The organism is Nocardia sp. NPDC059154 (assembly GCF_042755705.1).
Lineage (GTDB): Bacteria > Actinomycetota > Actinomycetes > Mycobacteriales > Mycobacteriaceae > Nocardia.
This window is the reverse complement of the sequence record NZ_JBHZCS010000076.1, coordinates 14,465-39,642: the sequence shown is the minus strand read 5'-3', so window position 1 is coordinate 39,642 and position 25,178 is coordinate 14,465. Positions and strand designations below refer to the sequence as shown.

The window sequence follows — 25,178 nt, the reverse complement described above, 5'->3', positions numbered from 1 at the left end:
GAATCAGCGTGCGGCGCAGCCGGATTCGGACCGTTCTTCGAGCGCGGTACGGGCGGCCAGCCGCCCGGGCCAACCGCTGACGCCACCGCCGGGATGGGTGCCGGCACCCGCCAGATAGAACCCCGGCACCGAAGTCCGGTATCCACCCAAACCCCGCGCGGGACGGTTCATCGCCAGTCGAAGCGGCGTCATGTCTACGTGGAAGTAGGTGCCTCGCGGAGCGTTGTACCGTTCCTCGAAATCTGCCGGGCACATGACAACTCGCCCGATCTCAGCGTCCAGACCACCCATGTACCGCCGGACCGAGCCGAGCACGGTTTCGGTGAACGCCTCCTTGTTCGCGGGCCAGCCGCCGACGGGTTCGGCCGGAACATTCGATGCGAGATACAAGACGTCCTGGCCGTCGGGTGCGAGCGATCGGTCACTCGCCGACAAAATCGCCATGTACACCGGGGGTGACGGAAGAGTGGCGCCCTTCTTGATCTGGCGGAGCTGGGCGATCTGGTCTTCGAATGTGCCGGTCATCAGTGCAGTACGGCGAATGTCCGCGTCGTCGCGCAGCTTTCGGCGGGCCTCTGCGGCCGGGTAGCCGACTCGGGCGGACACGGCCATGTCGATCTTGAACGTCGCCGAGTTGTTGGCATTGGCGGGGAGCATCGCAACCTTGGCCCGCGTGGCCGAGTCGAGCACACCGTCGTCGAGCAGTTTGCCCAGCGCGATCTGTGGCGCGCACGTCGCGAGAACACCGTGCTCGGCGAACAACTCCGTGCCGTCGGCCAGGCGCACTCCGCGTGCGCCGTGCTCGTCCGCGAGGATCCGCTCGACGGCGGTACCCGTACGAATCTCGCCCTTGTGCGCCGCCAGATGCCCGGCGAAGGCATTCATCAAGCCACCCATGCCGCCGCGAGGGCGCATCACCCCCGGTTTGCGGTGGACCGCGGCAAGCCCGACGCAATAGAAGCCGCCTCCGTCGAGATCGATCGGGCCGATCATGCTCGCCCAATAGGTGCACAAGGCCCGCATCTGGTCGCTTTCGAAAGTCTCCGCGACCATTTCGACGAGATTCGTGGTCAAGATCTGGCCCAACGTCCGGCGCAGCCTTCGGCTGGGCGCCAGCTGCAGCAGCTTGCGCACCAGCTCCTTCTTCGGAAGCCGCGCCGGATGGCTGGTCATCACGGCTTGCTGCGCATCCAGGATCCAGTCGAGCGTGGGGCGCAGCTCCGCGTATGCTCGCGCATCCTGGGGCGAGAAGTATCGGATGTCGGCCAGAGTCCGCTCATAATCGTGAAACAGCAGCAGCGTCTCGCCATCCTCACCGATCCAGCCGTACGGATGATCCAGCCGAGTCGCCGAGTAGCCATATCGAGCCAACCCCAGATCCGCGGCCAGCGATGTGGACGACATGAACATGTCGTCCATGGCCCCGAGACTGAGCACATGTTCAGGGGCCTCGGATAAGTAGGGGAAGCTCGCCGACAGCCCGCCGATGATGGACAGCTGCTCGACGACCAGCACCGACGCCCCGGCCTCTGCCAATGTGCAGGCCGCGCTCAATCCATTGTGCCCTGCACCGATGACGATGTAATCCCAACTGGGGACGCCCATTTCAATCCTTACTGAGGTATTCGACGGCCTCTGGCGAGCCCGGCCCGGCGAGCCTCGAAGACTCGCCGACCGCAGGCTCCGTGTCATGGAGCGGGGCTCAGGCGCTCACTGTCGTGGGCTTCGTGGCCGCCGCGACTGGTCGCAGATCGCGGATGCAGGCGGCCTTGGACATCAGCCACACGTACAGAAGGCTGATGGCGACGGTCGCGAGCGTCGCGATACTGGTCAGGAGCTTGTTGTCGGTGCTGGGGATGGCGATGAAGACCGGAGTGGCCGCCGAACCGTGCACGCCGAACAGCACCAGCGGAGCCAGCGGAATGAACAGCAGGGATTGCAGGTCATTGGTGAAGATGTGCTTCTTCAGCAGATGGAAGATCACCGCCATGCCCACCACGACCATGGCGTTGGCGAACCACCAGAACATCGGCAGGCCGGTGAAGTTGAAGGCCTGGTTGTCGCCGTAGTAGTACCACCAGCGAAGCCCGTGAACGTTGGCGAACGCCGGCTCGAACGCGGCGCAGACGACCACAACCACGGCGTAGTAGGCAGCGAATGCCTTCGGCGTCATGCCTCGATCCAGCCGCTGAATCAGGTCGGGCACCGCGTAGGAGAAATAGAACATGTAGATGAACCACGTCGACCACGGCACGTGTTGGCCGAAGTAGGTCAGCATCTCGTGCTGGCCCGGTCCGGTCGGGTAGGCGCAGTGGGCGAGCAGGTTGTTCAGCGGCTCGTAGAAGACCAGCAGCATGGATCCACCGAACACCGCGACCGGCCAGATCGTGCGCCGACGCCGCGCCACCTGGACGCAATACAGCAGCGAGACCAGGGCCAGACCGCCGAATATGAGGTCGGCCGCTAGGACCTGACCGGAACCAATCGAATAGATGGGGTACTTGGCATCCATGCCAGATCTCCTCCAGTGTGACGACATACACACCATTACGTCGCACCGATCATGACCGAGACGACAAAACGTGTCAACTGTCGGCTTGCAGCGTCGGCTCGACTTTGCGGCGTCGGTTGTCAGGTAAGAGCAGGCCGTCGGCCGTCGCGACGACACGCGATCGGCGGCCGCGTCGGCTGTACTGTGTTGCCGTGGCACAACCGGCATTCCGCAACTCGAACTCGGCGACCATCGAGCGCATCGTCCATTCGGCGCGCGAGTGCTTCATGCACAAGGGCGTCCGGAGCACGCGGATCGCGGACATCGCAGCGGGAGCGGGGATGGTGCGGCAAACGGTGTACGACTCGGTGTCCGGCCGCGACGAAATCCTCGACTTGGCCATGATCGCTCGCGCCCGGGAACTGGCGGATGTCGTGCGAGCCAGGCACCTCAACCCGCGCGCCTCGGTGACCGATCAGATCGTCGAACGACTGGCCACGATGATCGAAACCGTGCGTGGTGACGTCGAATTCAGGCACCTCAGCGACGCCGTTCCACCGGATCACGCGTTTCGGCTCCTCACCGGCCCCTCTGCGTTGACCGCGGTGACAACGGATCTGGTAGCGCCGCTGTTCGGTCACGCACGGACCGAGGGTCTACTGCGCACAGATGTGGACATCGACGAGTTGGCCGGGTGGGTTCAAATGGTCCTCGCCCCACTCATGGTCCGCGAAGATCTGACCCCACCGGCCCTGCGCCGGATACTGCGGCTGTTCATCCTTCCAGCCCTGGTCGACCAGCGCACCTGAGAACTGCCGCCTCTCCGCAGACTGCGACCAGCGCCGCGGATCATCGGAACTACGACCGTCATCTCACCCGAGCCGGACGACATTATCCTCTATTTGTCGTGTTGCGCCGCATCCAGGGCCTCGGAAACGACATTATCTGTATGATGTCGCCAGCGGCATGATTGCCTCCTGCGGCCCGACGAACGGACGAGGGTGCGAATGCCTGATGACTACGTCGCCGAAGGCTCCGACGCAGCGGCGCCCAGGCCGTCATCGTCCACGTGGAAACGCCACACCCAGAAGTGGGTATCTGTAGCGAGGTATGCCTGTGAGTAGAGTGACCGCTCGCCGGAAGACGCTGCGCATCACACCCAGCGGGCACATCGAGCGCCCGGATACCCTCGCCGTCGAGGAACCGCTCGAACTGCGCGTCGACGGGCAACCGCTGACCGTCACCATGCGCACGCCCGGCAACGACATCGACCTCGCGCACGGATTCCTGTTCAGCGAGAACATCATCGGCGCCCGCGAGGACATCGTCTCCGCACGCTACTGTGCGGGCACCGACACCGACGGACACAACACCTACAACGTCCTCGACATCCAGTTACGCACTCCCACACCGATACCCACCCGCAACTTCCTCACCACCAGCGCCTGCGGACTGTGCGGCAAAACCGCCCTCGACGAGGTCCGCACCCGCACCCGATACCCACTGCCCGCCGCCGGACCGACCGTCGACGCCGACGTACTCGCCGAACTGCCCGACGAACTACGCTCGCGCCAAAGGGTTTTCGACGCAACCGGCGGCCTGCACGCGGCCGGGCTGTTCACCACCGGCGGCACCGCCCTCGCCGTCCGCGAGGACATCGGCCGCCACAACGCCGTCGACAAGGTCATCGGCTGGGCCCTGCGCGAAGACCGCCTCCCCGCCCACGACCTCATCCTCGTCGTCAGCGGCCGCGCCTCCTTCGAACTGGTCCAGAAAGCCGTCATGGCCGGCATCCCTCTCCTCGCCGCCGTCTCCGCCCCGAGTTCCCTGGCCGTCGACCTCGCCACCGAATCCGGCCTCACCCTGGCCGGCTTCCTCCGCGGCAACACCATGAACATCTACACCGGACCGGACCGAATCACCCGAAAGAAGCACTGACGAGCTGACGCGGTTCATCACCTCAGGGGTAGTGGGAGCCACGACGTGAATACGAAGAGAGAACGGCAGAGGGTGCTCTTCCTCCCGCTAGACGCTCAGTTCAGCTGCCCGAAGTTACGCAGTCAACAAGCGCTGCCGCATATCCGATACCTGGCCATCGGTGATATTACATGCCGAGAGGTACGCGTTTATTGATCCGAACTCAGCCTTTGCGACGGCGCACGCGGCCCCTAGATACTCGACGTCGACCCCATACAGGTGCGTCCTCGCTTTGTCATCGGGCACGCCATATACCGCTGACATGCGATTCGCCAGCGCGGCAATTCCGTTATTGCTCAGTTCGTAGTCGCGATAAATGTCGTCTCGTACCACTCCGAGCGCGGAGAGAACGACCGCGATCACCCAACCGGTTCTGTCCTTGCCGGCAGCGCAGTGCACGAGGACGCTCGACCGCGGGCGGCGGCGATCGGACAAGATTTCGATGATCGCGGCGACCGCGGCCTGCGCGCCCGCCGAGACGGGCATCGAAGAATAGATGCTGCACATGTACCCAGTTGGATCCGCGGCAATCTGTTCAGCAAATTCGTGTGGCGCGAACCCGGCCGAAGTCAGGTTGAAGGGCATCGAATGAACGCGGACTCCGTCGGGAAGCCGGTCTGCGCCATGGCGTTCCACCTCAGCGAGGTCTCTCAAGTCGAAGACGTCGGTAATGCCCAAACTCGTCAGAGCAATCTGACCATCGTCATCGAGACGACTCAGCTCCGAACTGCGGAAGAGACGACCGGGCTGCACCCGCCGACCATCCTTTGTCCGCAAGCCCGAAACCTCACGGAAATTCCATGCACCAGAAAGCATATTGGCAGCCTATTCGCTATGCGGTCAGCAGTGACTGCCGCGTCGACAACAGTCGAACCCTCGACACCGGTACGCGAGATCGGTCATCTTCATTTCCGATCCACACCTGGGCGGAGCCATGCCGCAGAGGCAGTCCTGACGATACTAGCAATCTCAATAATTACTGCGCGGCGGCCCCTGTGTATCGCTACCTCGCGAAACCGGCCGCCAGGCTGCGCAATCCACGATCGAGCACGTCGGACAGGTCCGAATCCGGGACGGCGAGCCAGTGCTCGTAGGCGGCCACCGCGACACCGAGGGTGGCATGCCCGATGGTCTGCGGCAAAAGGTCGTGGACCGGGACGCCGAGCCGTTGCCCGACGAACTCCGCCACCACGGCACGCCACTCGGCGTAGCGCAACGTCGAATGGGCCTGCAGGGCGGGAACTCCCAGGATCAACTCCATACGTTTGCGATGCCAGGGCACCTGCGCGCGGTCGAACCGATTGAAGTCCACCACCACATCTCGGATGGCCTCCATGATCGGCTGGTCGACCGGGCACTGCGCGAACCGCTCGCGCATCACCTGCAGCTGTTCGCTGAAGCTGCCCCACACGACATCGTTTTTAGACTCGAAGTATCGAAAAAAGGTGCGCCTGCTGATGCCGACCGCAGCAGCAATGTCGTCGACCGCGGTCGCATCGAACCCACGCCGCTCGAACAGCTCGAATGCGGCCTTCTCCAGCTCTGCCGCGCTGGTCGAGGGGCGTCTCCCCCGCTTGCCGGGGTGGCCGACGCGCCCCTGTCCGGGTAGTTGTGCAGTCATAGCCCTTCCATTTTGACACCTGGTGCCATTATGCTGGCAGTCACACATCATCAGCCGAACCCGAACCGGGTCCCTCGGCAAAGCCCCTGCTCCAAACCGGTGGGCTCGTTCCCCCGAAGTCGAACAAGGATGTTCCATGGCAAGTACGAAAGATTGGTTCGAGTCGGTCGCCGAGGCGCAGCGCCGCGCGAAGAAGCGAGTGCCCAAGGCGGTGTACACCGCACTGCTCGCCGGCTCGGAAGCCGGCGTCACGCTCGACGATAACGCCGCAGCCTTCGCCGAACTCGGATTCCGGCCGCACATCGCCGACCTCCCTGCTACTCGTGACCTTTCCACAACCGTACTCGGACAACAGATCTCACTACCCGTCATCTGCTCTCCGACCGGTGTGCAGGCCGTCGACCCGGCCGGCGAAATCGGCGTCGCCCGCGCTGCGGCCAGTTCGGGCACCGCGCTCGGTCTGTCGTCCTTCGGTTCCAAGCCGATCGAAGATGTTGTCGCAGCAAACGAGAAGACGTTCTTCCAGGTCTACTGGCTCGGCAGCAGAGAGGCGATGACCGCACGGCTGGAGCGGGCCCGAAACGCCGGAGCCAAAGGGCTGATCGTGACGCTGGACTGGGTGTTCGCCACCGCGCGCGACTGGGGCAGCCCCGCACTGCCCGAACGCATCGATTTCAAGACCGCGTTGACCTTCGCGCCCCAGGTGCTGGTCAAGCCGGGCTGGCTGCTCCGGTTCGCTCGCTCGGGAAAACTCCCCGATCTGTCCACGCCGAACCTCGTTGCGCGCGGCCAGCGCGGTCCCACCTTCTTCGGCGCCTATGGTGAATGGATGGGTACCCCGCCGCCTACCTGGGACGACCTGGCCTGGCTCCGCCAGCAATGGGACGGTCCGTTCATGATCAAGGGCATCGGGCGGCCCGACGACGCGAAGCGGGCGGTCGACATCGGAGCCACCGCGATCTCTGTCTCCAACCACGGCGGCAACAACCTCGACTCCACTCCCGCAGCGATCCGCCTGCTGCCGAGTGTCGCCAACGCAGTCGGCGATGAGGTCGAGATCCTGTTCGACGGCGGCATCCGCCGCGGCAGCGATGTGGTCAAGGCGCTGGCTCTGGGCGCCCGGGCGGTGATGATCGGCCGCCCCTACCTGTGGGGCATGGCGGCGGGAGGTGAGCGCGGCGTGCACAACGTGCTCGAGGTGCTGCGCCAGGGCATCGACTCCGCTCTCTACGGGCTCGGTCACTCCTCCATCCACGACCTCTCGCCGGCCGACATTGTCATCCCGGACGGATTCACCCGAGGTCTGTGATGCCTGTTGCGATCGTCACCGGCGCGGCCCGCGGCATCGGCGCCGCGACCGTACACCGGCTCGCGAACAATGGCTGGCAGGTCGTCGCGGTCGACCGGTGCGCCGACGATCCCCGGGTCGCCTACCCGTTGGCGACCCGGGAACAGCTGGCCGCCGTCGCCGCGAAGCACAGCGGTGCCGTCATCGATGTGGTCGCCGACGTTCGTGATCTGCCCGCGCTGATCGATGCCGTAGCTCTCGCCGAAGAACGGTTCGGCCCGCTCGACGCGGCAGTCGCGGCAGCAGCCGTCATGGCCGGAGGACGTGCTCTGTGGGAAACCCCGGCCGAGGATTGGGAGCCACTGTTCGATGTCGGGGTGTACGGCGTGGCCAATTTGGTCCGTGCCTCGGTGCCGGCCATGCTGCGCCGGCCCGAACCCCGGAGCGGCCGGTTCGTCGCGCTGGCCTCGGCCGCCGCCCACCACGGCATGTGGCACCTGGCCGGCTACAACGCCGCGAAACATGCGGTCGTCGGCCTGATCAAAGGACTCGCACACGATTTGAGAGGTACCGGCATCACAGCCACGGCCGTCTCCCCCGGTTCCACCCGAACCGACATGCTCGCCGAATCCGCGCGCATCTACGGCCTCGAATCGATCGACTCGTTCGCCGGGCGCCATCTCATCGACCGCACACTGGAACCTGACGAGGTGGCGGCGGCTGTTGCGTGGCTGTGTTCACCGGAAGCCGCAGTGATCACCGGCAGCATCGTTCATGCCGACGGCGGGTTCACACCATGACGACCGTGGTGCTCGACTCGGGGGTGCGGCGATATCGCGATGGCCGGGTGCTACTCGGCGGCTCCCCGACGCGGCTGCTCCGGCTCGGCGAGCGGGGCGTCCGCCAGGTGGAGCGCTGGCTCGCTGGGATGCCCGTCGGCAACGATGCCGGCGAACGCGCACTGGCCCAGCGGCTCATCGACGCCGGCATCGTACATCCGGTGGCCGGCCCCGGACCGACCACCGCCGACGACGTCAGCCTGGTAGTTCCGGTCAAGGACAACCCGCGCGGCGTCGCCCGTCTGCTTACCGTCGCAGGTGAGTTCGCCGAGAAAATTGTCGTGGACGACGGGTCGGCGATCCCGGTCATGGATGCCCGTATCCGGCACTCCGTACCGCGCGGGCCGGCCGCGGCCCGGAACTCCGGGTTGCGCTGCGCCGATACTCCGCTGATCGCATTCCTGGATTCGGACACCATTCCCGAGCCCGGCTGGTTGGCGTCGGTGCTGCCCCTCTTCGATGATCCCCGGGTCGCCGCGGTCGCCCCTCGTATCCGGTCCCTGCCCCATGGACCGCTCGGTCGGTACGAAGTCGATCACGGCAGCCTCGACATGGGCCCGAACCCTGCAGTGGTGCGCGCCGGCGGTCGAGTCCGCTATGTCCCCTCGACCGCCCTCGTCGTGCGCCGAGACGTACTCCTGGCGGTCGGCGGGTTCGACGAGAGCCTGCGGTTCGGCGAGGATGTCGATCTGATCTGGCGGCTCATCGAATCCGGGAATGTCGTTCGGTACCAACCGGATTCGACGGTATGGCACGAGCCGCGCGAGACAGTGGGCGCATGGCTGCGCCAACGGTTCGACTACGGCACATCCGCCGCTCCCCTCTCCCTCCGCCATCGCGGACAACTGGCCTGTGCCGTCCTGTCGCGACCGCAAGCCGCCCAGGCACTCCTGGTCACGGCACGCCGGCCGGCGACTGCCGCCGCCGTGGTGACAGTTGCTTCCGGATCCCTCGCACAGCAGCTCCACCGGCGCGGTGTGCCGCCTGGCACCGCCCTCGCACTGGCGGGCGGGGCGCAGCTCGCAGCGATCAAACAACTCGCCGACGCCGCGCGCCGAGTCTGGTGGCCGCTCCTCTTGTGTACCCGCCGCGGCAGAGCAGTTTTCGCCGCAGCACTGGCCCCCATAGCCGTCGAGTGCATCCGGAACGCCCATGGACCACGATGGGCCGCGCTCCGCCTCGCCGACGATCTCGCCTATGCCCTCGGGGTTTGGGCCGGATGTGCCCGCCACCGCACCGTCGCACCGTTACTGCCGCAGCTGAGATCGGGGTCGAAACAGTGAATCTCGGCAGCGCGCGCGCACCGGACCTGGCGGACAATGCCGATCGACTCGTGCTCGCGATCCCACTCGGCGCGACCGAACAGCACGGTCCACATCTACCGCTGGACACAGACACGGCCATCGCGTCCGAGCTGTGTCGGCGCCTCGCGGCGCGCGCGCCCAATATCGCTGTCGCTCCGGCAATTCCGTACGGATCCAGCGGTGAACATGCCGCCTTTCCCGGCACGCTGTCCATCGGCCGAGAAGCTGTCGAACTACTGCTCGTCGAATTGATCCGCTCCGCCGACGCATTCGCCGGAGTCGTGCTCGTCAACGGCCACGGCGGCAACCTCGAACCGTTGCGTTCGGCGGTCACGATCGCGCGTTCGGAGGGACGCCGGGTGATGGCGTGGGTGCCGACCGGCGACGCCAGTGACAGTCACGCCGGCCACATCGAGACCTCGGTGATGCTGCACCTGCGCCCCCGCGATGTCGCCATGGATCGCGCAGCAGCGGGCAATGTCCAGCCGCTCGCGCTCTTGATGGACGAACTGCGCGCCCACGGCGTGTCTTCGGTGAGTCCGAATGGTGTGCTCGGCGATCCCACTCGCGCGCGAGCCGAGGACGGCGAGCGGATCCTGGCGAGGTGGACCGACATTCTCGTATCGGCCACGGTCGAATGGATCGAGCGGGAACTCCGCTGAGCCCCATCTCGATCCGACTGTGCCGCAGCGCCTTTCAGCGCAACAGAGGCGTGATGCATGATGTCGTTCACCAACTTCGGACGACCGAACTCGATGACGGTGACGCCGTCACCGACCCGCACGTCGAACGCTCGCTCCAGGAGCGCCGCCCTACCGTGTGAACGATCGTCTCCGCCATCACAGATCCGACACCGTGAGAACCATGAAGGCCATTGGCAGCCGGGCACTCGGGCGGTTTCTGCCGCGCCGGGCCGATCGCTCCGGTGGCGCGAACGATCGGTCCTTACACTGGGGTGGTGAATCGCGAAGAGAAGATCCTCGAGGCAGCCGAAAAGCTGTTCTCGGAGCGCAGCTTCGATGGTGTCGGCGTGGACGCAATCGGCAAGGAAGCGGGGGTGACCGGTTCCGCGATCTACCGGCATTTCTCCAACAAGGACGAGATCCTCGCGGTGCTGTTCGACCGAGCCACCGACGAACTGCTGCTCCGGATCGGCGAGCCCGCCCACGATCCGCAGGAGGAGTTGGTCCGGCTGGTCAACGCACACGTCGAGTTCGCAGTCACCCACCAGCACCTGGCCAGCATCTGGTCCCGTGAACAGCGCACGCTCACCCATGTATACAAGCGAAATTTCCTGCGGCGCCAGCGCCACTACACCGACCGTTGGATGAAAGCACTCGACAGCTGCTACCCGGGTCACTCGACCGCGGACCTGGCCTCCACCGTGCGCGCTATGCACGCGCTCATCACCTCGGACGCCACTCGTCCCCCCGGCGCGAAACACTCCCCGGAGCTACAGAGCCTGCTGACCAACCTCGCGCTGTCCGCCTTGGACGGACTGGCTCAGCCGGCTGCGGAGGCTGTCGGCTGAAGCGTCAGCCGGTCGGCTCCTGGCGCGCTGCCGCGCCGGCGATCATCGCGCCCTGGCAGACGGCGCACCGATTTCCGTCCTTGTCGTAGACGACGACTTCGACAAAGGTGACGCGGCGGCCGCCGCCGGTCGGCGCGCCCCGAAGCTCGAGTGGCGGCAAGGCCGGACTGATGAACTGGGTACTCAACGTCCCTGTGGCGGCAAGCTGCCCGGGTGCTGCCACTCGCGCTGCCACAACCCCCATGACCTGGTCCGCTATCGCGATGACGAGCCCACCGTTGACCGAGCCGTTGGGATTGGGGCACAGCGGTGCGGCGGGCACTTCGAATGTCACCGAATCGTCGGTCACCGCCGTGGCCACCACTCCCAGCCCGCTCACCAGCGGCAGCTGATTCGCCCACTCGACCCACGCGCTCGGCGCACGGTCCACCGGCGGGAACCAGCGAACCATCCGGGTATGCGCTGCTTCCTCGGTTTGCGTCACGTATCGGACCTGCTCTCTGCTCGATGTTTTCCAGCGCTTTACAGAGCAAGTATGCCATTGTGTGAGCGATCGTTCACACGCCGCCTGCCGGTCGCCTCGCGGCGGGTCATCCCGTTCCGAACCGACTGACGTCATCGACGGTTCCGACCCACACATTAACGACCTGTAACCCCATCGTCGGTCCGGGAAGGGCTGCCGACGAAGACTCCTACCGACCGGCAGACGACGACCTGACGATGACAGAAACCATAGGTGTAGAGCGGGTTTCGGCTGCGAAAGTACTGGGTGACGTTTGTCGCTCGATCTTCCACAGCGCGGGCATGGCCGATACATTAGAACGAACGTTTCCGTCGCTCCTGACTCGATGCGGAGCCGTGAGGAGCCCTTTCGATGAACTTCCGATCGCGACTACAAGATTCGCCCGGGTGGATGCGTTTCGATTGGTCGGCTCACATCCGCGATTCCCAAGCCCTCGGTCGGCGGCTCCGGTATGTCGACGTCGGGACAGGTAGCCCGATCCTGCTGCTGCATGGTCTCGGCGGTTCGTGGCAGACCTGGTTGCAGAACATCCCGGCGCTGAGCTCGGGCTATCGGGTGATCGCCGTTGATCTCCCGGGATTCGGCAAATCGGAGCCGCTGGCGGGCCCGGTGTCGGTCGACGACTTCGTCGGCGCGCTGGTGGCGCTCCTGGACGAGTTGGGTATCGGTGAACCGGTGGTCATCGGTCATTCGATGGGAGGCTTGGTCAGCATGCGGCTTGCGGTGACGCACCCGCAACGCGTGCGGCGGCTGATCCTGCTCTCGGCCGCCGGAGTCGAGCTCAGTGCGGTTCGTCTGGCTGTCATCAACCGCGGTTTCGCCATCCTCAACGCTTTCCTCGTGCTTCCGAGACTGGCGAGATCGGTGGCGCGTCACCCTGCGCTGCACCGCCCGCTGCTGCGCAGGCTCGTATTCGATCCGAATGCGCTACCCCCCAAGCTTGCCGCCGAGGTCATTCCGGCAATGCGGGCGCCCGGTTTCGGCACGGCTCTGCGAGCGACCGTGCACGCCATCCCGCGGATGGATCCGGCCGGCATAAGGTGTCCGACACTGGTGGTCTGGGGCGATCGGGACAACATTCTGCCATTGCATGCCGCCGAGCAGTTTGTCGCCAACCTGGACGACGCGCAGTTGGAAATCATCGAAAACGCCGGTCACTGCGCGATGTTCGAACATCCGGATGTCTTCAACGCTCTCGTGCTGCACCACCTCGCCGAGGTCGGGATCCCGCCCGTTGCCCGAGGCCGCCAGGTGTCGTGATGCACCGACTCGACCGCGGTCCCCCCGCATTCCCCCGAGGCACATCCAGGCCCGACACCGTGGTCGTACAAGTGCTGGATCCGGCCCGCAATCCAACCAATGAGCGAAAAGTTATGTAGTCATATATTCACTGCGCAGGGGTTGCCGGATGGAAATACGGAACAAATCGGTCGACACTTTATGGGAAGAACTCGCACGCTGGGGCACGGAGCGAGAACTCAATTCACTGGATTCACTCATGTGGCGTACGGAGCGGCCGCCGGCGGACTCCTGGGCCGGCGTCGTCGTGAAAGTGCTGGGCTCGGCGCCCTCATGGCAGCGGCTGCGGCGGTCGCACCAATGGGCGCTCAATGTGGTCCCCCGATTCACCGAGCGGGTCGTGGACCCGATCGTGCCACTGGGACCGCCGCTGTGGTCGCGGTATCCCGAGTTCGACCTCAGCGATCACCTTACCCACGTACAGCTGGGCACTTCCGGCACAATGGCGCAAGTTCTGAAAATAGCGCAGGAGCTCGCGGTCACCCCGCTCGACCCGTCACGTCCCCCGTGGCGGGCGATTTTCGTCGACGGCCTGGAGGACGGGCGGGCCGCCTACATCCTGCAAGCGCATCACGTACTGATGGACGGCGGAGCCGCCACCCAACTGTTCAGCCGCTTGCTCAGTCCGACGCTGGACCCGACGACGCAGCCAACATCGCAGGGCATCGAACGGCGGGTCGTCACGCCCACCGGCGCAGCCCTGTACGGCCTTCGGCGTCTACTCGCGGGCATTCCGTGGCTGGTGCCGGCACTGATCAAGGCGTTGGTCCACCTGGTGCGCCGCCCGAAGCGGACGGCACGTTATGTGGCCTCCTTGGCCCGCGTCGCTACCCCACCGCCCGCGACGACCTCGCCGATTCTGTCCCGAAGTCACCGGCACGCATGGCGATTCGGGACGTTGGAGTGCCAACTCACCGATATCAAACAAGCCGGCAAGTCCGCTGGCGGCACAGTCAACGATGCTTTCGTCGCCGCGATTCTGGGTGGGTTGCGCATCTACCACGAACGGCTGGGCCTGGAACTCGACGATGTGCCGATCTCGATGCCCGTCTCAGTGCGCAAGCCCGACGACCCGCTGGGCGGCAACCGGTTCACCGGAGCCTTCTATTCGGCGCCGTCGAGCATCATCGACCCGGCCAAACGCATACAGGCTATGCGTGAACGGGTATCGATGGTGCGGAACGAACCAGCGCTCGACTTCCTCAACACGGTCACCCCGGCGTTCAACTACATCCCGCGGAGGCTCGTGACGTCGATGATCGGCAAACTGAGCACCGGGGCGGCACTGACCACGAGTAGCTGGCCCGGCGCGCAGCGACCGGTACAGATCGCCGGCGCAGATTTCGAGCGGATGTTCGTCTTCGGGCCGCTACCGGGCACCGCCATGTGCGCTGCGTTGTGCACGCATGGCGACGTCTGCTGCATCGCAGTCAACGCCGACGGTGATGTGTTCACCGACCTCCCAGCTCTCTGGACCAGTCTTCAGCAAGGACTGGACGAGGTGCTGGCCCTCGCTACCCGCTGACCGGCAGCGGGGATCCAACGATGCGTCCCCGCTATCGAAAAGCCTTGCCGCACAGTCGCTCTCTCGCGGAAACAACGGCCCGAGCCGACCAACTGGACACAGTTCACCCGACACGCCGACGGCGCCTCTTCTTTTTGACACTCGGTGTCGCTATAATCGGTTGACCTACTCACCGAGGAGCGATCGATGAACGAATCCGAAATCCGCACTGTCGACAACAACACCGAAACCATCGCCGACGACCTGCTGGTCGAAGACGTGTCGATCGACGGCATGTGCGGTGTCTACTGACGACGGCGCAGCGGCCGGCGGGGACATGCCCGACCGGCCCTACCGGTTGACCCCCACCGTATCCCTGCGGCCCGAGCCCTTCGGCGCCCTGGTATACGACTTCTCCACCCGCAGGCTGTCATTCCTCAAAACGCTGGCCTTGGTTCGCGTGGTCCGGGAACTGGAACGTCAACCCGACGTGCGCAGCGCCCTGGTCGCTGCCGAGGTCCCCGACACCGAACATGAGCGCTATCTCGATGCGCTCGCGCAGTTGGCGGCGGCTGGCACGATCCAGCCGCGCTGACATCTATTCCCCTGCCGGACAAGGATTTTCGTTATGAAATTGGTCGAGCACTTTCAGCATGGATTGGACGCGCCCATCTGCCTGACGTGGGAACTGACCTATGCCTGCAACTTGTCGTGCGAGCACTGCCTGTCCTCCTCCGGCAGGCGCGACCCCCGCGAGCTCACCACCGCCGAATGCAAAGCGGTGATCGACGAGCTGCAGCGGATGCAGGTCTTCTACGTCAATATCGGTGGCGGCGAGCCCACGGTGCGCCCTGATTTCTGGGAACTGCTCGACTACGCGATCGACCATGACGTCGGCGTGAAGTTCTCCACGAACGGGGTACGCCTGAGCCCCGAACGCGCCCGCCGATTGGCGGCGACCGACTACGTCGATGTGCAGATCTCGCTGGACGGGGCTACCGCCGCGGTCAACGACGCGGTGCGCGGGCCCGGCTCGTTCGAGATGGCGTGGCGGGCGATGGAAAACCTTGCCACCGCCGGATTCGAGAACTTCAAGATCAGCGTGGTGATGACCCGCCACAACGTCGCACAACTCGACGAGTTCAAAGCGATCGCCGATCGCTTCAAGGCACAGCTGCGCATCACGCGGCTGCGCCCCTCGGGCCGCGGGGCCGACGTGTGGGACGACCTGCATCCCACCGCTGATCAGCAACTCGACATCTACAACTGGCTGGTGGCCAACGGCGAGAACGTCCTCACCGGCGACTCCTTCTTCCATCTCAATGCCCTCGGCTCCACACCCCTGCCGGGTCTGAACCTGTGTGGCGCCGGGCGGGTCGTATGTCTGATCGACCCGATCGGCGACGTCTACGCCTGTCCCTTCGCCATTCACTCCGAATTCCTGGCCGGCAACGTCCGCGAACCCGGCGGATTCGAAAGTGTCTGGCGCACCTCGGAACTCTTCGCCCAGTTGCGCGAGCCGCAGACCGGCGGTGCCTGCACATCGTGCTCGGCCTACGACTCCTGTCAAGGCGGGTGTATGGCGGCCAAGTTCTTCACCGGTCTCCCCCTGGACGGGCCCGACCCCGAATGCGTCATGGGTAACGGCGCACGCGCGCTGGAACTCGTCGGTGCCGGTGCACCGATTCCGAAACCGGACAAGGACCATTCCCGCAGCACCGCCCCGCGCCGCAAACAGGTGCTGCTCGGCCTTCCCGTGCTGCCGACTGCCAATCGGGTGCCCGACCGGGCGTGCGACACGAATCCGCTGGCTGGGCTGCGCTGATGCCGTCGGAGGACAGTGTCAGCATGCTGCCGAGCCTGGCCGAGCTGCTCGACCTCGAGACGATCGACCGCGATATGTATCGATCGGTGGCCCTGTACGACGACCCGCTTCCGCTCTACGGCGGCCAGGTCGCCGCTCAGGCGCTGGCCGCCGCCGGCAGGACCGTGCCGCAAGACCGGCTCCCGCACTCACTGCACTGCTACTACCTGCGCCGCGGCACCGCCGACGCACCCGTTTTCTTCCACGTATACCGGGACCATGATGGGCGTTCGTATACGGCCCGTAGGGTGGTGGGCATTCAGAATGGTGAGGTCATCTTCACCATGTCCGTGTCTTTCACCCGGTTCGAGTTCGACGTCGACCATGAACCGGAACCGCTACCCGATGTACCCGGCCCCGCCGATCTGCCCGAATGGCATTGCGCGCGACTGCAATCCATTCACACCCGGACGACGCAACCGGAAGCACAGTGGCCCACCCGATTCTGGGCCCGCAGTGCCGTCGAGCTGCCGGAGTCACCGCTGATCCACGCCTGCGTGCTCACCTACCTGTCCGACATATCCAGCGGCCTGGTGGATATGCCGAACGGAGAATCGTCGATCGGCGCCAGCCTCGATCATGCGGTCTGGTTCCATCGGATCCCGAGACTCGATGAATGGATGCTGGTCGACCTCACTCCGCGGACCGTGTCCGCCGGTCGAGGCTTCTACTCCGGAACAGTCCGCGGATCCGACGGAACCACGGTAGCGACGCTGACCCAGGAAATGACGTTCCGCACGACGAAAATGGCTGTTCTGTAGCCGAACCTGTCGAGCCGAATTCACTGCAACCGATCCCGGACCACGCGTCTCCGGGATGCATCCCTGAGGAACTCACCATGAACGCCTGCGGGCCGGGAACACCGCGATGAAGAATAAGCGCGATCGCTTCGACTACGACGCCGACGATGTCGTCATCACACCCGAAAAGACGTACGCCGCAGGCGTTCCCGCGGTAGCAGTGTCGCTGCAGCGCAGTGTGGAGCAGATGGGTCCGGTTCGTACGGTCCGTACCCTGGCTGCCCTCAACCAGCACAACGGATTCGACTGTCCCGGCTGTGCGTGGCCCGAGACACCCGGTCATCGCAAACACGCCGAGTTCTGTGAAAACGGTGCCAAGGCCGTCGCCGAGGAAGCCACGCGCCGCACGGTGACCCCGGAGTTCTTCGCCGAGCATTCGGTGCAGGAACTGGCGACTCGCACCGAGTACTGGCTCGGGCAACAGGGACGACTGACACATCCCATGGTCCTCCGACCGGGTGACACACACTATCGCCCGATCGATTGGGACGACGCCTTCCGGCTCATCGCGTCCGAACTGCGCGCCCTGAACAGCCCGCACGAGGCCGTTTTCTACACCTCGGGGCGGACCTCCAACGAGGCCGCATACGTCTATCAGTTGCTGGTCAGGGCATTCGGCACCAACAACCTGCCGGACTGTTCGAATATGTGCCATGAATCGTCGGGCACCGCGCTGACCGACGCCATCGGCATCGGCAAGGGTTCGGTATCGGTCCCCGACCTGGAGAACGCCGACCTCATCATCGTCGCCGGACAGAATCCGGGCACCAACCATCCCCGCATGCTGTCCACTCTGCAGAACGCAAAAGCCAACGGCGCGAAGGTCATTGCGATCAACCCGCTCCCGGAGGCCGGTCTGCTGCGGTTCAAGGATCCGCAGCAACTGAACGGAGTGGTCGGGGCGGGCACCCCGATCGCCGACACGTTCCTGCAGATTCGGCTCGGTGGCGACCAGGCCCTGTTCCAAGCGCTGGGCCGGTTGCTCGTCGAGGCCGAGGACGACAATCCGGGTCAGGTGCTCGACCGAGACTTCATCGACGGGCACTGCGAGGGCTTCGACCGCTACCGCGAGCACATCCGGACTGTCGATCTGGACACGGTCGTCGAGGCGACCGGACTGACCATCGACCAGATCGCCGACGCGGCAAGGCAACTCATCGAATCGAAACGCACCGTCATCTGCTGGGCGATGGGACTGACCCAGCACACCCATGGCGTCGCCACGATCGCCGATGCGGTGAACCTGCTGCTACTGCGCGGCATGATCGGGAAGCCGGGCGCGGGAGTCTGCCCGGTCCGCGGGCACTCCAACGTTCAGGGCGACCGCACCATGGGCATTTGGGAGAAGATGCCGGAGTCGTTCCTTACGGCGCTGGACGCCGAATTCGACATCCGCTGCCCACGCGAGCACGGTTATGACGCTGTCGATGCCATCCGGGCCATGCGGGACGGCCATGCACGGGTATTCATGGCCATGGGCGGCAACTTCGCCGCCGCAACGCCGGACACCGCGACCACCGAGGCGGCCCTGCACCAGTGCGCACTGACCGTGCAGGTTTCGACCAAACTCAACCGCAGTCATCTGGTGCACGGGCGAACCGCGTTGATACTGCCGTCGCTGGGCCGAACCGATCGCGACGTCCAGTCGAGCGGCAAACAAGCAGTGTCCGTTGAGGATTCGATGTCGATGGTGCATCTTTCCCGCGGCAGCCTGAAGCCGGCGAGCCCGCATCTGCGCAGCGAAGTCGCGATCGTCTGCGAGCTGGCCGAGACGCTCTTCGGTCCTGCACATCCGGTCCCGTGGGCCGCGTTTCAGGCGAACTACGACACCATCCGGGACTCGATCTCTCGCGTTATCCCCGGATTCGACGACTTCAACACCCGGGTGCGGCACCGCGACGGCTTCGTGCTGCCGCATCCGCCCCGCGACGCTCGCCGATTCGACACCCACACCGGCAAGGCGAATTTCGCGGTGAACGCGCTGACATGGATACCGGCACCACCAGGCGGCCTGATCCTGCAGACTCTCCGCAGCCACGACCAGTACAACACGACGATCTACGGACTCGACGACCGCTATCGCGGCGTCAAGGGTGGGCGCCGGGTTCTACTGGTCAACCCTGCCGACATCGCTCGGCTGGGGTTCGCCGAGGGTGACCGTGTCGACCTGGTGTCGGAATGGACGAACCCGGCCGGACAGACCGAGCGGCGGACGGTGGACGACTTCCGGCTGGTCTCCTACCCCACGCCGGTCGGCAATGCGGCCGCTTACTACCCCGAGACCAATCCGCTCGTCCCGCTCGATCATGTCGCCGATCGCTCCAATACCCCTGTATCGAAGGCGATTCCGATTCGGCTCCTGCCACGACCGGCTTGATATGACGAATCCCACTCAAATATTTTGAGATAAGATTTCGCAAAAAATTTCTCGGCAGGGCCGACTCATACATGGTGTCCGCATAGAATATACGTACATCGTAAACGCGGGAGGCGCGTTCAGCTCCCCCGCCCAGGAGTTGGTTGCAATGTCGAGAGATCGAACGGACTCACTTCCCCGGTTGGCCAAGGGCTCGCGGGTGGCGCTGCCGACCATTCCTTCCCGGCTGCCCGATGTCCGTGGGCAATGGGCAGTTCGCGGCGCGGCGATCGGACTGCTGCACTGTCCGATCTGGTTGGTGTTGGCCGCGACGTCCGCGCTGCTGCCCGGACTGACGACACCGCTGCGCTGGTGTGCCGTGCTGGTCGTCGGGGCCGTGCCGCTGCTATGGGCCGCGACCGAAAGCCGGTTCGAACTGCTGGTCAAACCCGCCTGGCCGGAACGACTCGCAGACGATCCCACCATGGCGTGGGTGATGGTATCCATCGTCGCGGGAGCGATCGCCGGCCTCACCGGCACCAGTCTCGGGGCGGTCGCCCATCCACGAAACTTTGCCGACTCGTCGATTTTCGAGATCGTGTCCGGCGGGACGTACACGATCCTGCTGGTTCTTGTTCCGGCGCTGACCGGGCTGTTTCTGGGACGACTGATCCGAAGCTCCTCGATGGCACAGGAGTAGTCCCGGTCAGCTTGCCGATCGCTCATGCACAACGACACGCCCCGGAGCGCCCGGCACAGACACCCGAAAACGTGAATCAGCAGGAGTCGTCGATGTCGGCGGATCGTCCTCGGTGTAGGGCGCCCAATCCGCCTGCTGCGCAACGCGAATGCTCGGGCACGGCAAGCCGTACCAAGAGCTGACGGATCAGGATTGTCCTGGCGTATTCATCGGCTCGCGGGGCACCATGATCGCCGGACTGTGGTTGAAGTCTTGGTCGGTCGGCGCCGGTACACACGGGCCACGCGGCTGGTCGAGCCGATCTGGATCACCGGGTGCCGCCGGCACAGTGAACCAACCACCAACCTTCCGTCCAAGAGCAAGACGGGCTCGACCAGGCCCGCACGTGGCGGGCCTGGTCGGGCCGATCACTATTTGCCCTGGCGCGCTTGGGCATCGCCTCAGAAGCGTTATGCGTTCGCGGTCTTCATTTCATGCCGATCGCAAGGCCGGGTCTGGTCGACTCGCCGGCGCAGGGACATCGGCCCGTTCAGGCAGTCGATAGACCAGCACCAGCAGGGCTGCGGCGAGCCCGGCGCATACCAGGCTGCCGAGAATCCACAGATAGTCGGTGAACGGGTTGCGCAGAATGCCGGTGGTCAGCAGGACATAGCCGACGCCGATGCCGAGGTAGGCCCACATCTGACGGGCGCCGACACCGATGCGGGCACCACGCCGGATCATGAACGGAATCGTGGCGGGGGCGCACATTCCGAACGTCACCAGGAAGGTCATGAGGTAGAGCGGGTCGTCGAGGTAGTGCTTGGTCACCGCCCAGAACACGATGCCGGTCACCAGGGCGCCCAGGCAGTACGCCGTCCACTGTGCCTGGCTCAGACGCGGTGCGATCTCCTTGCGTCCGAACCGCACGGTCTGCACGAAGAAGATGACCTCGAAGCTGAACGTCACGATCAGCCCTACCCAGAACAGCTTCGGGAACCAGTGGTCGTAGTGGTGGAACCAGTCGTTGTACTTCAGCAGATAGCTGCCGTCGTGACCGATGAAGACCGTAGTGGCCCACAGCGCCATCGGTGCACAGCGATCTCGTTGAGCCAGACGGGCGCACTCGAAGAAGTAGTACCAGTTGCACAACAATGCCACCGCACCGAGCGCGACGATCAGACCGGCGCGATGGGAGACATCGGCGAGGATGACTTCAGGGTTATACACGTGTCTCCTTGGTAACAACGCGAACCAGAGCGGTCAGACAGACCATGACTCTCAGCGTCGTGAAACCCGGGTCAGCTGCCCGAGCCAATCCGGCAACTTTTTGATCTAATGTGTCTCAAATCATAGGGCGCCGACACTCGGGGCGTCAACGGTCGAGAACGACGATCTTGTATTTACGATCGTTCACAAGCACGCAACAGCAGACAGTCCGCATTCGAGCGACCTGCTGGCAGCATGATCGATCAACATGTCACAGCGAGCGCAGAGAATGTGTCGAGATCCTCGATCGCCGCGACATGCCGCTCGGCCATAGCGGCCACACGCGCCAGCGGCTGCATCTCGGGTGGTGTCAGCGCCCAGAAGAAGCCGTGCAGGCTGCTCCGACGGTAGGCGAGCCACGCATCGTCGAACCGGACCTGCGGCCCTCCGCCGGAAGCCAGCGCCGAAAGGTAGAGGCGCAGCAACTGTTCTTGCTCGCGCTGCCGAACCTCGATCGGGAGCGCCCCGACCAGAAAGTACGCGACGTCGTAGCTCCACGGCCCGAGACACGGGCACTGCCAATCGAGGAATCCCGGCCGCCCCTGAGCGTCGATGAAGGTGTTGCCTACGTGCGCGTCGCCGTGTGCCAGGCACAGGGATGAGGAGTCATCGATCTGCCAAAGCTGCTCGAACGCCTGATACATCTCGGCCCGGTCGACCATTTTGTCGAACAGCGGGGCCAGTTCAGGGACGCTCTGTTGGCGATTCCAATGCTGTTCACTGAGCAGCGCAGGCGCAGCGGCACGCACGGATGTGGAGCCGACCGGCAGACCCGAACCCGCGGCCGATTCACCCCATGTCGCTTTGTGCCAGATCGCCTGCTGTTCGAGTGCCGCAGCGACACGATCTGCCGACCATGGCTCGGTTGGATCACCGAAAGTCGTACCCGACTCGCGGAGGTCCTCGAGGATGAGAACCCCCTGACCGGCATCGACGTCGACCGCCGCATACCAGCATCGGGGCAAGTTGAGGCCCAGACGCGGCGCGACTTCGCCGTAGAACCGCGCCTCGGCGATGTAAGCCTCACCCGCGCCGAATGCGCGGACTTCGGTCCCGAATCCGCCTTTGACGCAGACCTTCGTCGGCAGCGCGGTCGCCGCTGCGGCGTCGCGGTATTCCAACTCGAAGAACACCTTGGTTCCGGTCCCCCACATCACATCGCGTCGGGTTGCGACCTCGACTGGCTGCCCCAATGCTGCAGAGAACCACGCCTCCGTCAGATCCTCGGTCTTCATTGGGAGGTGTGATGCTTCGATCATGAGTAACGCCCTTCACATTCATCTTCAACAGTGACGGTGGTCATATCAAGCTAGGTCATGCATCAGAAACTGTCAACGATCGTTCACTCGCAAGGAAGTGCACCACAGCATTCGGCCTAGTAAGGGGAAATTCCGCTGTATCAGGCATCGTTCGTGCCACAGAGTGGTCGTTCGCATTTCTGGTGGGTGCGATGCAACCGTGGGGACAGCGATCGCATGTTTCAAAGCTCATACTCGAGAGCGCTCATCTTCGAGCGGTTAGCAGACAGTCCGCCCTCGAGCGCGGTGCTTTGCAATCCCCTCGATTAGGAATTGCAAACCTGAGGCGAAGGTTTCTGTGGTGGCCCGTTCGGGACAGACGAGAAGGGCCTCGGCAAGATAGGGGTGAGTGCGAACGTTGACCTCGGCGAAGTCGTGGGTGTCGGCACCGCTGCGATGGCCGGTGGCGGCGAAGCCAAGGGTGAACGAGTAGAGCATCGCCAATGCGTGTACCGACTTGCGCGGGCGTGTAGCCGGCGGCGCGCAGAATGCGGATGACGTTCTCGCGGATCAGATTGGTCGCCGGGCCACGAGCGGAACGCACCACGAGCAACTCCCGGACACCGGCCTTGTCCTCTAATCCACCAGGATCTTGGTGAAGATCGTTGTGATCTTGCTCGTCCCAAGGAGCCGACTCGTCGGTACTCAGATCCAGCTGACTAAGGACTGCGTCGGCCACGCCATCGAGGAGCTCTTCCTTGCGTGGGCCACCCCTACCTGGGCGCGCGCACCAGCGGTCGCCGCAGCCGATCCCAGACCATCCGCCTCGGGGATGCGTCTGCACTCGCCTGCCCGGTTCACGCCTGGATGGCTTTGATCTCCAAGAATTCTTCCAGCCCATAGTGTCCGAGTTCGCGGCCGATCCCCGACTGCTTGTAGCCACCGAACGGAGCGAACGGATTGAATCTGGCCCCGTTGATGTCCACGGCTCCGGTGCGCATGCGGCGAGCGAAGGACAGCGCCCGCCCATAATCGGCGGACCACACGGCTCCGGCAAGCCCGTACCGCGAGTTGTTGGCGATCCGGACCGCCTCGGCCTCATCCGAGTATCGAAGAACGCACAGCACCGGACCGAAGATCTCCTCCTGCGCCACAGTCGAATTCGGATCCACATCGGCGAGCACCGTCGCCGGAAGGTAATAGCCGCGATGCAGGCCGTCCGGCGGTGCCGTGCCGCCGGCTACGAGCCGGGCACCTTCGGCAATACCCTTGTCGATGTACGCGCGCACCTGCTCGCGATGGTTCGCCGACACCAGCGGGCCGAGCTTGGTCGCCGGATCCAGCGGATCACCGGCCCGATAGTCGGCAGCCAGAGCCGCGGCCAATTCGACTGCATCGTCGTACATCTCGTCGGGGACGAGCATGCGGGTCCACGCGGAGCACGTCTGGCCGCCATTGCGGAAAGCATTGGCGACACCTGCGCCGACTGCGGCCGAGAGGTCGGCATCCGGCAGCAACACATTTGCGGACTTGCCACCGAGCTCGAGCGACACACGGGTGATATTACGAGCGGCGAGCTCGGCAACCCGGGCGCCCGCGCGGCCCGACCCGGTGAACGACACCACCGCCACGTCGGGATGTGCGGCAATCGCCTCGCCTGCGACATCGCCGTGTCCGGGAACCAGGTTGACCACACCGGGCGGCACACCGACCTCGTGCAGCAGGTCGAACAGCAGATAGGCGGTCAGCGGCGCAAGCTCGCTCGGCTTGACGACAACCGTGCACCCAGCCGCCAGCGCCGCGGCGAGCTTGCAGGTAATCTGATGCAGCGGATAATTCCACGGCGTGATAGCCCCGACAACACCCACCGGCTCCCGCTCCACGAGCGTATTGCCGACTTGTTCGTGGAACGGGTACGAATCGAGCAGATCGACGTAGCCACGGATCACGGTCTGCGGCAAGGCCGTCTGGATTCTGGTCGAGAGCCGAAGGGGACAACCCATCTCGGTCGTGATCGTCGCTGCGATCAGCCTTACCCGCTCGGCAATCCCGTCGTTGATCCGGTGCAGCAACTCCGCGCGCTCGGCTGCGGAGGTCGCCGACCATGCCGGAAATGCGCGACGGGCTGCCTCGACTGCGCGATCGACATCCGCGGCGGTCCCAGCCGGGACCGTCGCTATGAGCTCCTCGGTGGCCGGGTTCTCGACCTCGATGACCTGGTTCGAACCGGATTCGACCCAACTACCGTCGATATAGAGCTCGGTGCGGTTCAACATCGTCTCATCAGTCCTCACATAGCGGTGGCGCGAATCGCCGCAGGGCACCGAGCAAAGAGGCAGCACACTTCAACCTCAACGCCTCGAAACCCTAGAGACCTCGATCACATCTGTCAACGATCGTTCACACCGATAGTGGAGTGCGACATCCACCACACAGCGTCCGATGCACACCGACTCCACGGCGCGATCCGCCCGACGGGTTCGGCACGCCCCTGCCACCCGACCGAAACACGAGTCGGGGGTTGTTTCCTCTCCCCTAATTCGCGCCGTGAGCGAGCGTTTTTTTGTTTCGCTTCGATCATACACACCTGTCTTG

General features: G+C 64.7%; 24 protein-coding genes. 15 read left to right on the top strand and 9 right to left on the bottom strand.

Annotation, left to right across the window (positions count from 1 at the left end; all coding sequences use genetic code 11):
* Positions 1–3: 3 nt before the first annotated feature.
* A complete protein-coding gene (locus ACFXN1_RS42370; RefSeq protein ID WP_379443739.1) occupies positions 4–1,605 on the bottom strand; it encodes a phytoene desaturase family protein in 1,602 nt (533 codons plus the stop codon).
* A 97-nt stretch (positions 1,606–1,702) separates the two neighbouring features.
* Positions 1,703–2,512 carry a hypothetical protein gene (locus ACFXN1_RS42365; protein ID WP_379443741.1) on the bottom strand — a complete coding sequence of 270 codons (810 nt, stop codon included), beginning with the start codon at positions 2,510–2,512 and terminating at the stop codon, positions 1,703–1,705.
* 191 nt (positions 2,513–2,703) lie between these two features.
* Between ACFXN1_RS42365 and ACFXN1_RS42360 the strand changes: the two genes are divergently transcribed.
* The gene (locus tag ACFXN1_RS42360; protein ID WP_379443743.1) at positions 2,704–3,300 is read left to right on the top strand and encodes a TetR/AcrR family transcriptional regulator; all 597 of its coding nucleotides are present in this window, start codon (positions 2,704–2,706) and stop codon (positions 3,298–3,300) included.
* Positions 3,301–3,607: 307 nt separating this feature from the next.
* The gene (gene fdhD, locus ACFXN1_RS42355; protein ID WP_379443744.1) at positions 3,608–4,429 is read left to right on the top strand and encodes a formate dehydrogenase accessory sulfurtransferase FdhD; all 822 of its coding nucleotides are present in this window, start codon (positions 3,608–3,610) and stop codon (positions 4,427–4,429) included.
* A gap of 114 nt (positions 4,430–4,543) precedes the next feature.
* On the opposite strand, the gene ACFXN1_RS42350 is transcribed toward fdhD, so the two are convergent.
* Both ACFXN1_RS42350 and mftR read right to left on the bottom strand, forming a co-directional pair.
* Complete coding sequence (locus ACFXN1_RS42350; RefSeq protein WP_379443745.1) at positions 4,544–5,284, bottom strand: tyrosine-protein phosphatase; 741 nt, start codon at positions 5,282–5,284, stop codon at positions 4,544–4,546.
* Between the two features lie 187 nt (positions 5,285–5,471).
* Positions 5,472–6,089: a mycofactocin system transcriptional regulator gene (gene mftR / locus ACFXN1_RS42345; RefSeq protein WP_379443746.1), complete on the bottom strand. Its 618-nt coding sequence runs from the start codon at positions 6,087–6,089 to the stop codon at positions 5,472–5,474.
* A gap of 136 nt (positions 6,090–6,225) precedes the next feature.
* Between mftR and mftD the strand changes: the two genes are divergently transcribed.
* The 5 genes from mftD to ACFXN1_RS42320 all read left to right on the top strand — a co-directional run bounded on the left by mftD (position 6,226) and on the right by ACFXN1_RS42320 (position 11,051).
* Positions 6,226–7,398 carry a pre-mycofactocin synthase MftD gene (gene mftD, locus ACFXN1_RS42340; protein ID WP_379443747.1) on the top strand — a complete coding sequence of 391 codons (1,173 nt, stop codon included), beginning with the start codon at positions 6,226–6,228 and terminating at the stop codon, positions 7,396–7,398.
* A complete protein-coding gene (locus tag ACFXN1_RS42335; protein WP_379443748.1) occupies positions 7,398–8,177 on the top strand; it encodes a mycofactocin-coupled SDR family oxidoreductase in 780 nt (259 codons plus the stop codon). Before mftD ends, ACFXN1_RS42335 begins: the two co-directional genes overlap by 1 nt.
* Entirely contained in the window at positions 8,174–9,499 is a 1,326-nt protein-coding gene (mftF, locus tag ACFXN1_RS42330) for a mycofactocin biosynthesis glycosyltransferase MftF (RefSeq protein WP_379443749.1), read from the top strand. The genes ACFXN1_RS42335 and mftF overlap by 4 nt, the downstream gene beginning before the upstream one ends.
* Positions 9,436–10,182, top strand: coding sequence for a mycofactocin biosynthesis peptidyl-dipeptidase MftE (gene mftE / locus ACFXN1_RS42325; protein WP_379443751.1), 747 nt, complete (start codon positions 9,436–9,438; stop codon positions 10,180–10,182). The genes mftF and mftE overlap by 64 nt, the downstream gene beginning before the upstream one ends.
* A gap of 296 nt (positions 10,183–10,478) precedes the next feature.
* Entirely contained in the window at positions 10,479–11,051 is a 573-nt protein-coding gene (locus ACFXN1_RS42320) for a TetR/AcrR family transcriptional regulator (RefSeq protein ID WP_379443752.1), read from the top strand.
* Positions 11,052–11,055: 4 nt separating this feature from the next.
* Here the strand turns inward: ACFXN1_RS42320 and ACFXN1_RS42315 are convergent, their stop codons facing one another.
* Positions 11,056–11,535, bottom strand: a complete 480-nt coding sequence (locus ACFXN1_RS42315; protein WP_379443753.1) for a PaaI family thioesterase — start codon at positions 11,533–11,535, stop codon at positions 11,056–11,058.
* A gap of 390 nt (positions 11,536–11,925) precedes the next feature.
* Here ACFXN1_RS42315 and ACFXN1_RS42310 point away from each other — a divergent pair, with 390 nt between their 5' ends.
* The 8 genes from ACFXN1_RS42310 (at position 11,926) to ACFXN1_RS42275 (ending at position 20,097) form a co-directional block, all read left to right on the top strand.
* Positions 11,926–12,834 carry an alpha/beta fold hydrolase gene (locus tag ACFXN1_RS42310; protein WP_379463899.1) on the top strand — a complete coding sequence of 303 codons (909 nt, stop codon included), beginning with the start codon at positions 11,926–11,928 and terminating at the stop codon, positions 12,832–12,834.
* Between the two features lie 148 nt (positions 12,835–12,982).
* Complete coding sequence (locus tag ACFXN1_RS42305; RefSeq protein ID WP_379443754.1) at positions 12,983–14,398, top strand: wax ester/triacylglycerol synthase domain-containing protein; 1,416 nt, start codon at positions 12,983–12,985, stop codon at positions 14,396–14,398.
* 186 nt (positions 14,399–14,584) lie between these two features.
* The gene (gene mftA, locus ACFXN1_RS42300; protein WP_379443756.1) at positions 14,585–14,689 is read left to right on the top strand and encodes a mycofactocin precursor MftA; all 105 of its coding nucleotides are present in this window, start codon (positions 14,585–14,587) and stop codon (positions 14,687–14,689) included.
* A complete protein-coding gene (gene mftB, locus ACFXN1_RS42295; protein WP_379443757.1) occupies positions 14,679–14,972 on the top strand; it encodes a mycofactocin biosynthesis chaperone MftB in 294 nt (97 codons plus the stop codon). The genes mftA and mftB overlap by 11 nt, the downstream gene beginning before the upstream one ends.
* A gap of 33 nt (positions 14,973–15,005) precedes the next feature.
* Entirely contained in the window at positions 15,006–16,202 is a 1,197-nt protein-coding gene (gene mftC / locus ACFXN1_RS42290; protein ID WP_379443758.1) for a mycofactocin radical SAM maturase, read from the top strand.
* A gap of 23 nt (positions 16,203–16,225) precedes the next feature.
* On the top strand, positions 16,226–17,002 hold the full coding sequence (locus ACFXN1_RS42285) for an acyl-CoA thioesterase (protein ID WP_379443759.1): 777 nt from the start codon (positions 16,226–16,228) through the stop codon (positions 17,000–17,002).
* Between the two features lie 106 nt (positions 17,003–17,108).
* The gene (locus tag ACFXN1_RS42280; RefSeq protein WP_379443761.1) at positions 17,109–19,418 is read left to right on the top strand and encodes an FdhF/YdeP family oxidoreductase; all 2,310 of its coding nucleotides are present in this window, start codon (positions 17,109–17,111) and stop codon (positions 19,416–19,418) included.
* A gap of 199 nt (positions 19,419–19,617) precedes the next feature.
* The gene (locus ACFXN1_RS42275) at positions 19,618–20,097 is read left to right on the top strand and encodes a hypothetical protein (RefSeq protein WP_379463897.1); all 480 of its coding nucleotides are present in this window, start codon (positions 19,618–19,620) and stop codon (positions 20,095–20,097) included.
* A gap of 471 nt (positions 20,098–20,568) precedes the next feature.
* Here ACFXN1_RS42275 and ACFXN1_RS42270 read toward each other — a convergent pair whose 3' ends face one another.
* The 4 genes from ACFXN1_RS42270 to ACFXN1_RS42255 all read right to left on the bottom strand — a co-directional run bounded on the left by ACFXN1_RS42270 (position 20,569) and on the right by ACFXN1_RS42255 (position 24,859).
* A complete protein-coding gene (locus tag ACFXN1_RS42270; RefSeq protein WP_379443763.1) occupies positions 20,569–21,306 on the bottom strand; it encodes a hypothetical protein in 738 nt (245 codons plus the stop codon).
* A 242-nt stretch (positions 21,307–21,548) separates the two neighbouring features.
* A complete protein-coding gene (locus ACFXN1_RS42265; protein ID WP_379445552.1) occupies positions 21,549–22,580 on the bottom strand; it encodes a phosphotransferase in 1,032 nt (343 codons plus the stop codon).
* Positions 22,581–22,862: 282 nt separating this feature from the next.
* Positions 22,863–23,087 carry a TetR/AcrR family transcriptional regulator C-terminal domain-containing protein gene (locus ACFXN1_RS42260; protein WP_379445551.1) on the bottom strand — a complete coding sequence of 75 codons (225 nt, stop codon included), beginning with the start codon at positions 23,085–23,087 and terminating at the stop codon, positions 22,863–22,865.
* A gap of 353 nt (positions 23,088–23,440) precedes the next feature.
* A complete protein-coding gene (locus ACFXN1_RS42255; protein ID WP_379445549.1) occupies positions 23,441–24,859 on the bottom strand; it encodes an aldehyde dehydrogenase family protein in 1,419 nt (472 codons plus the stop codon).
* Positions 24,860–25,178: the final 319 nt, after the last annotated feature.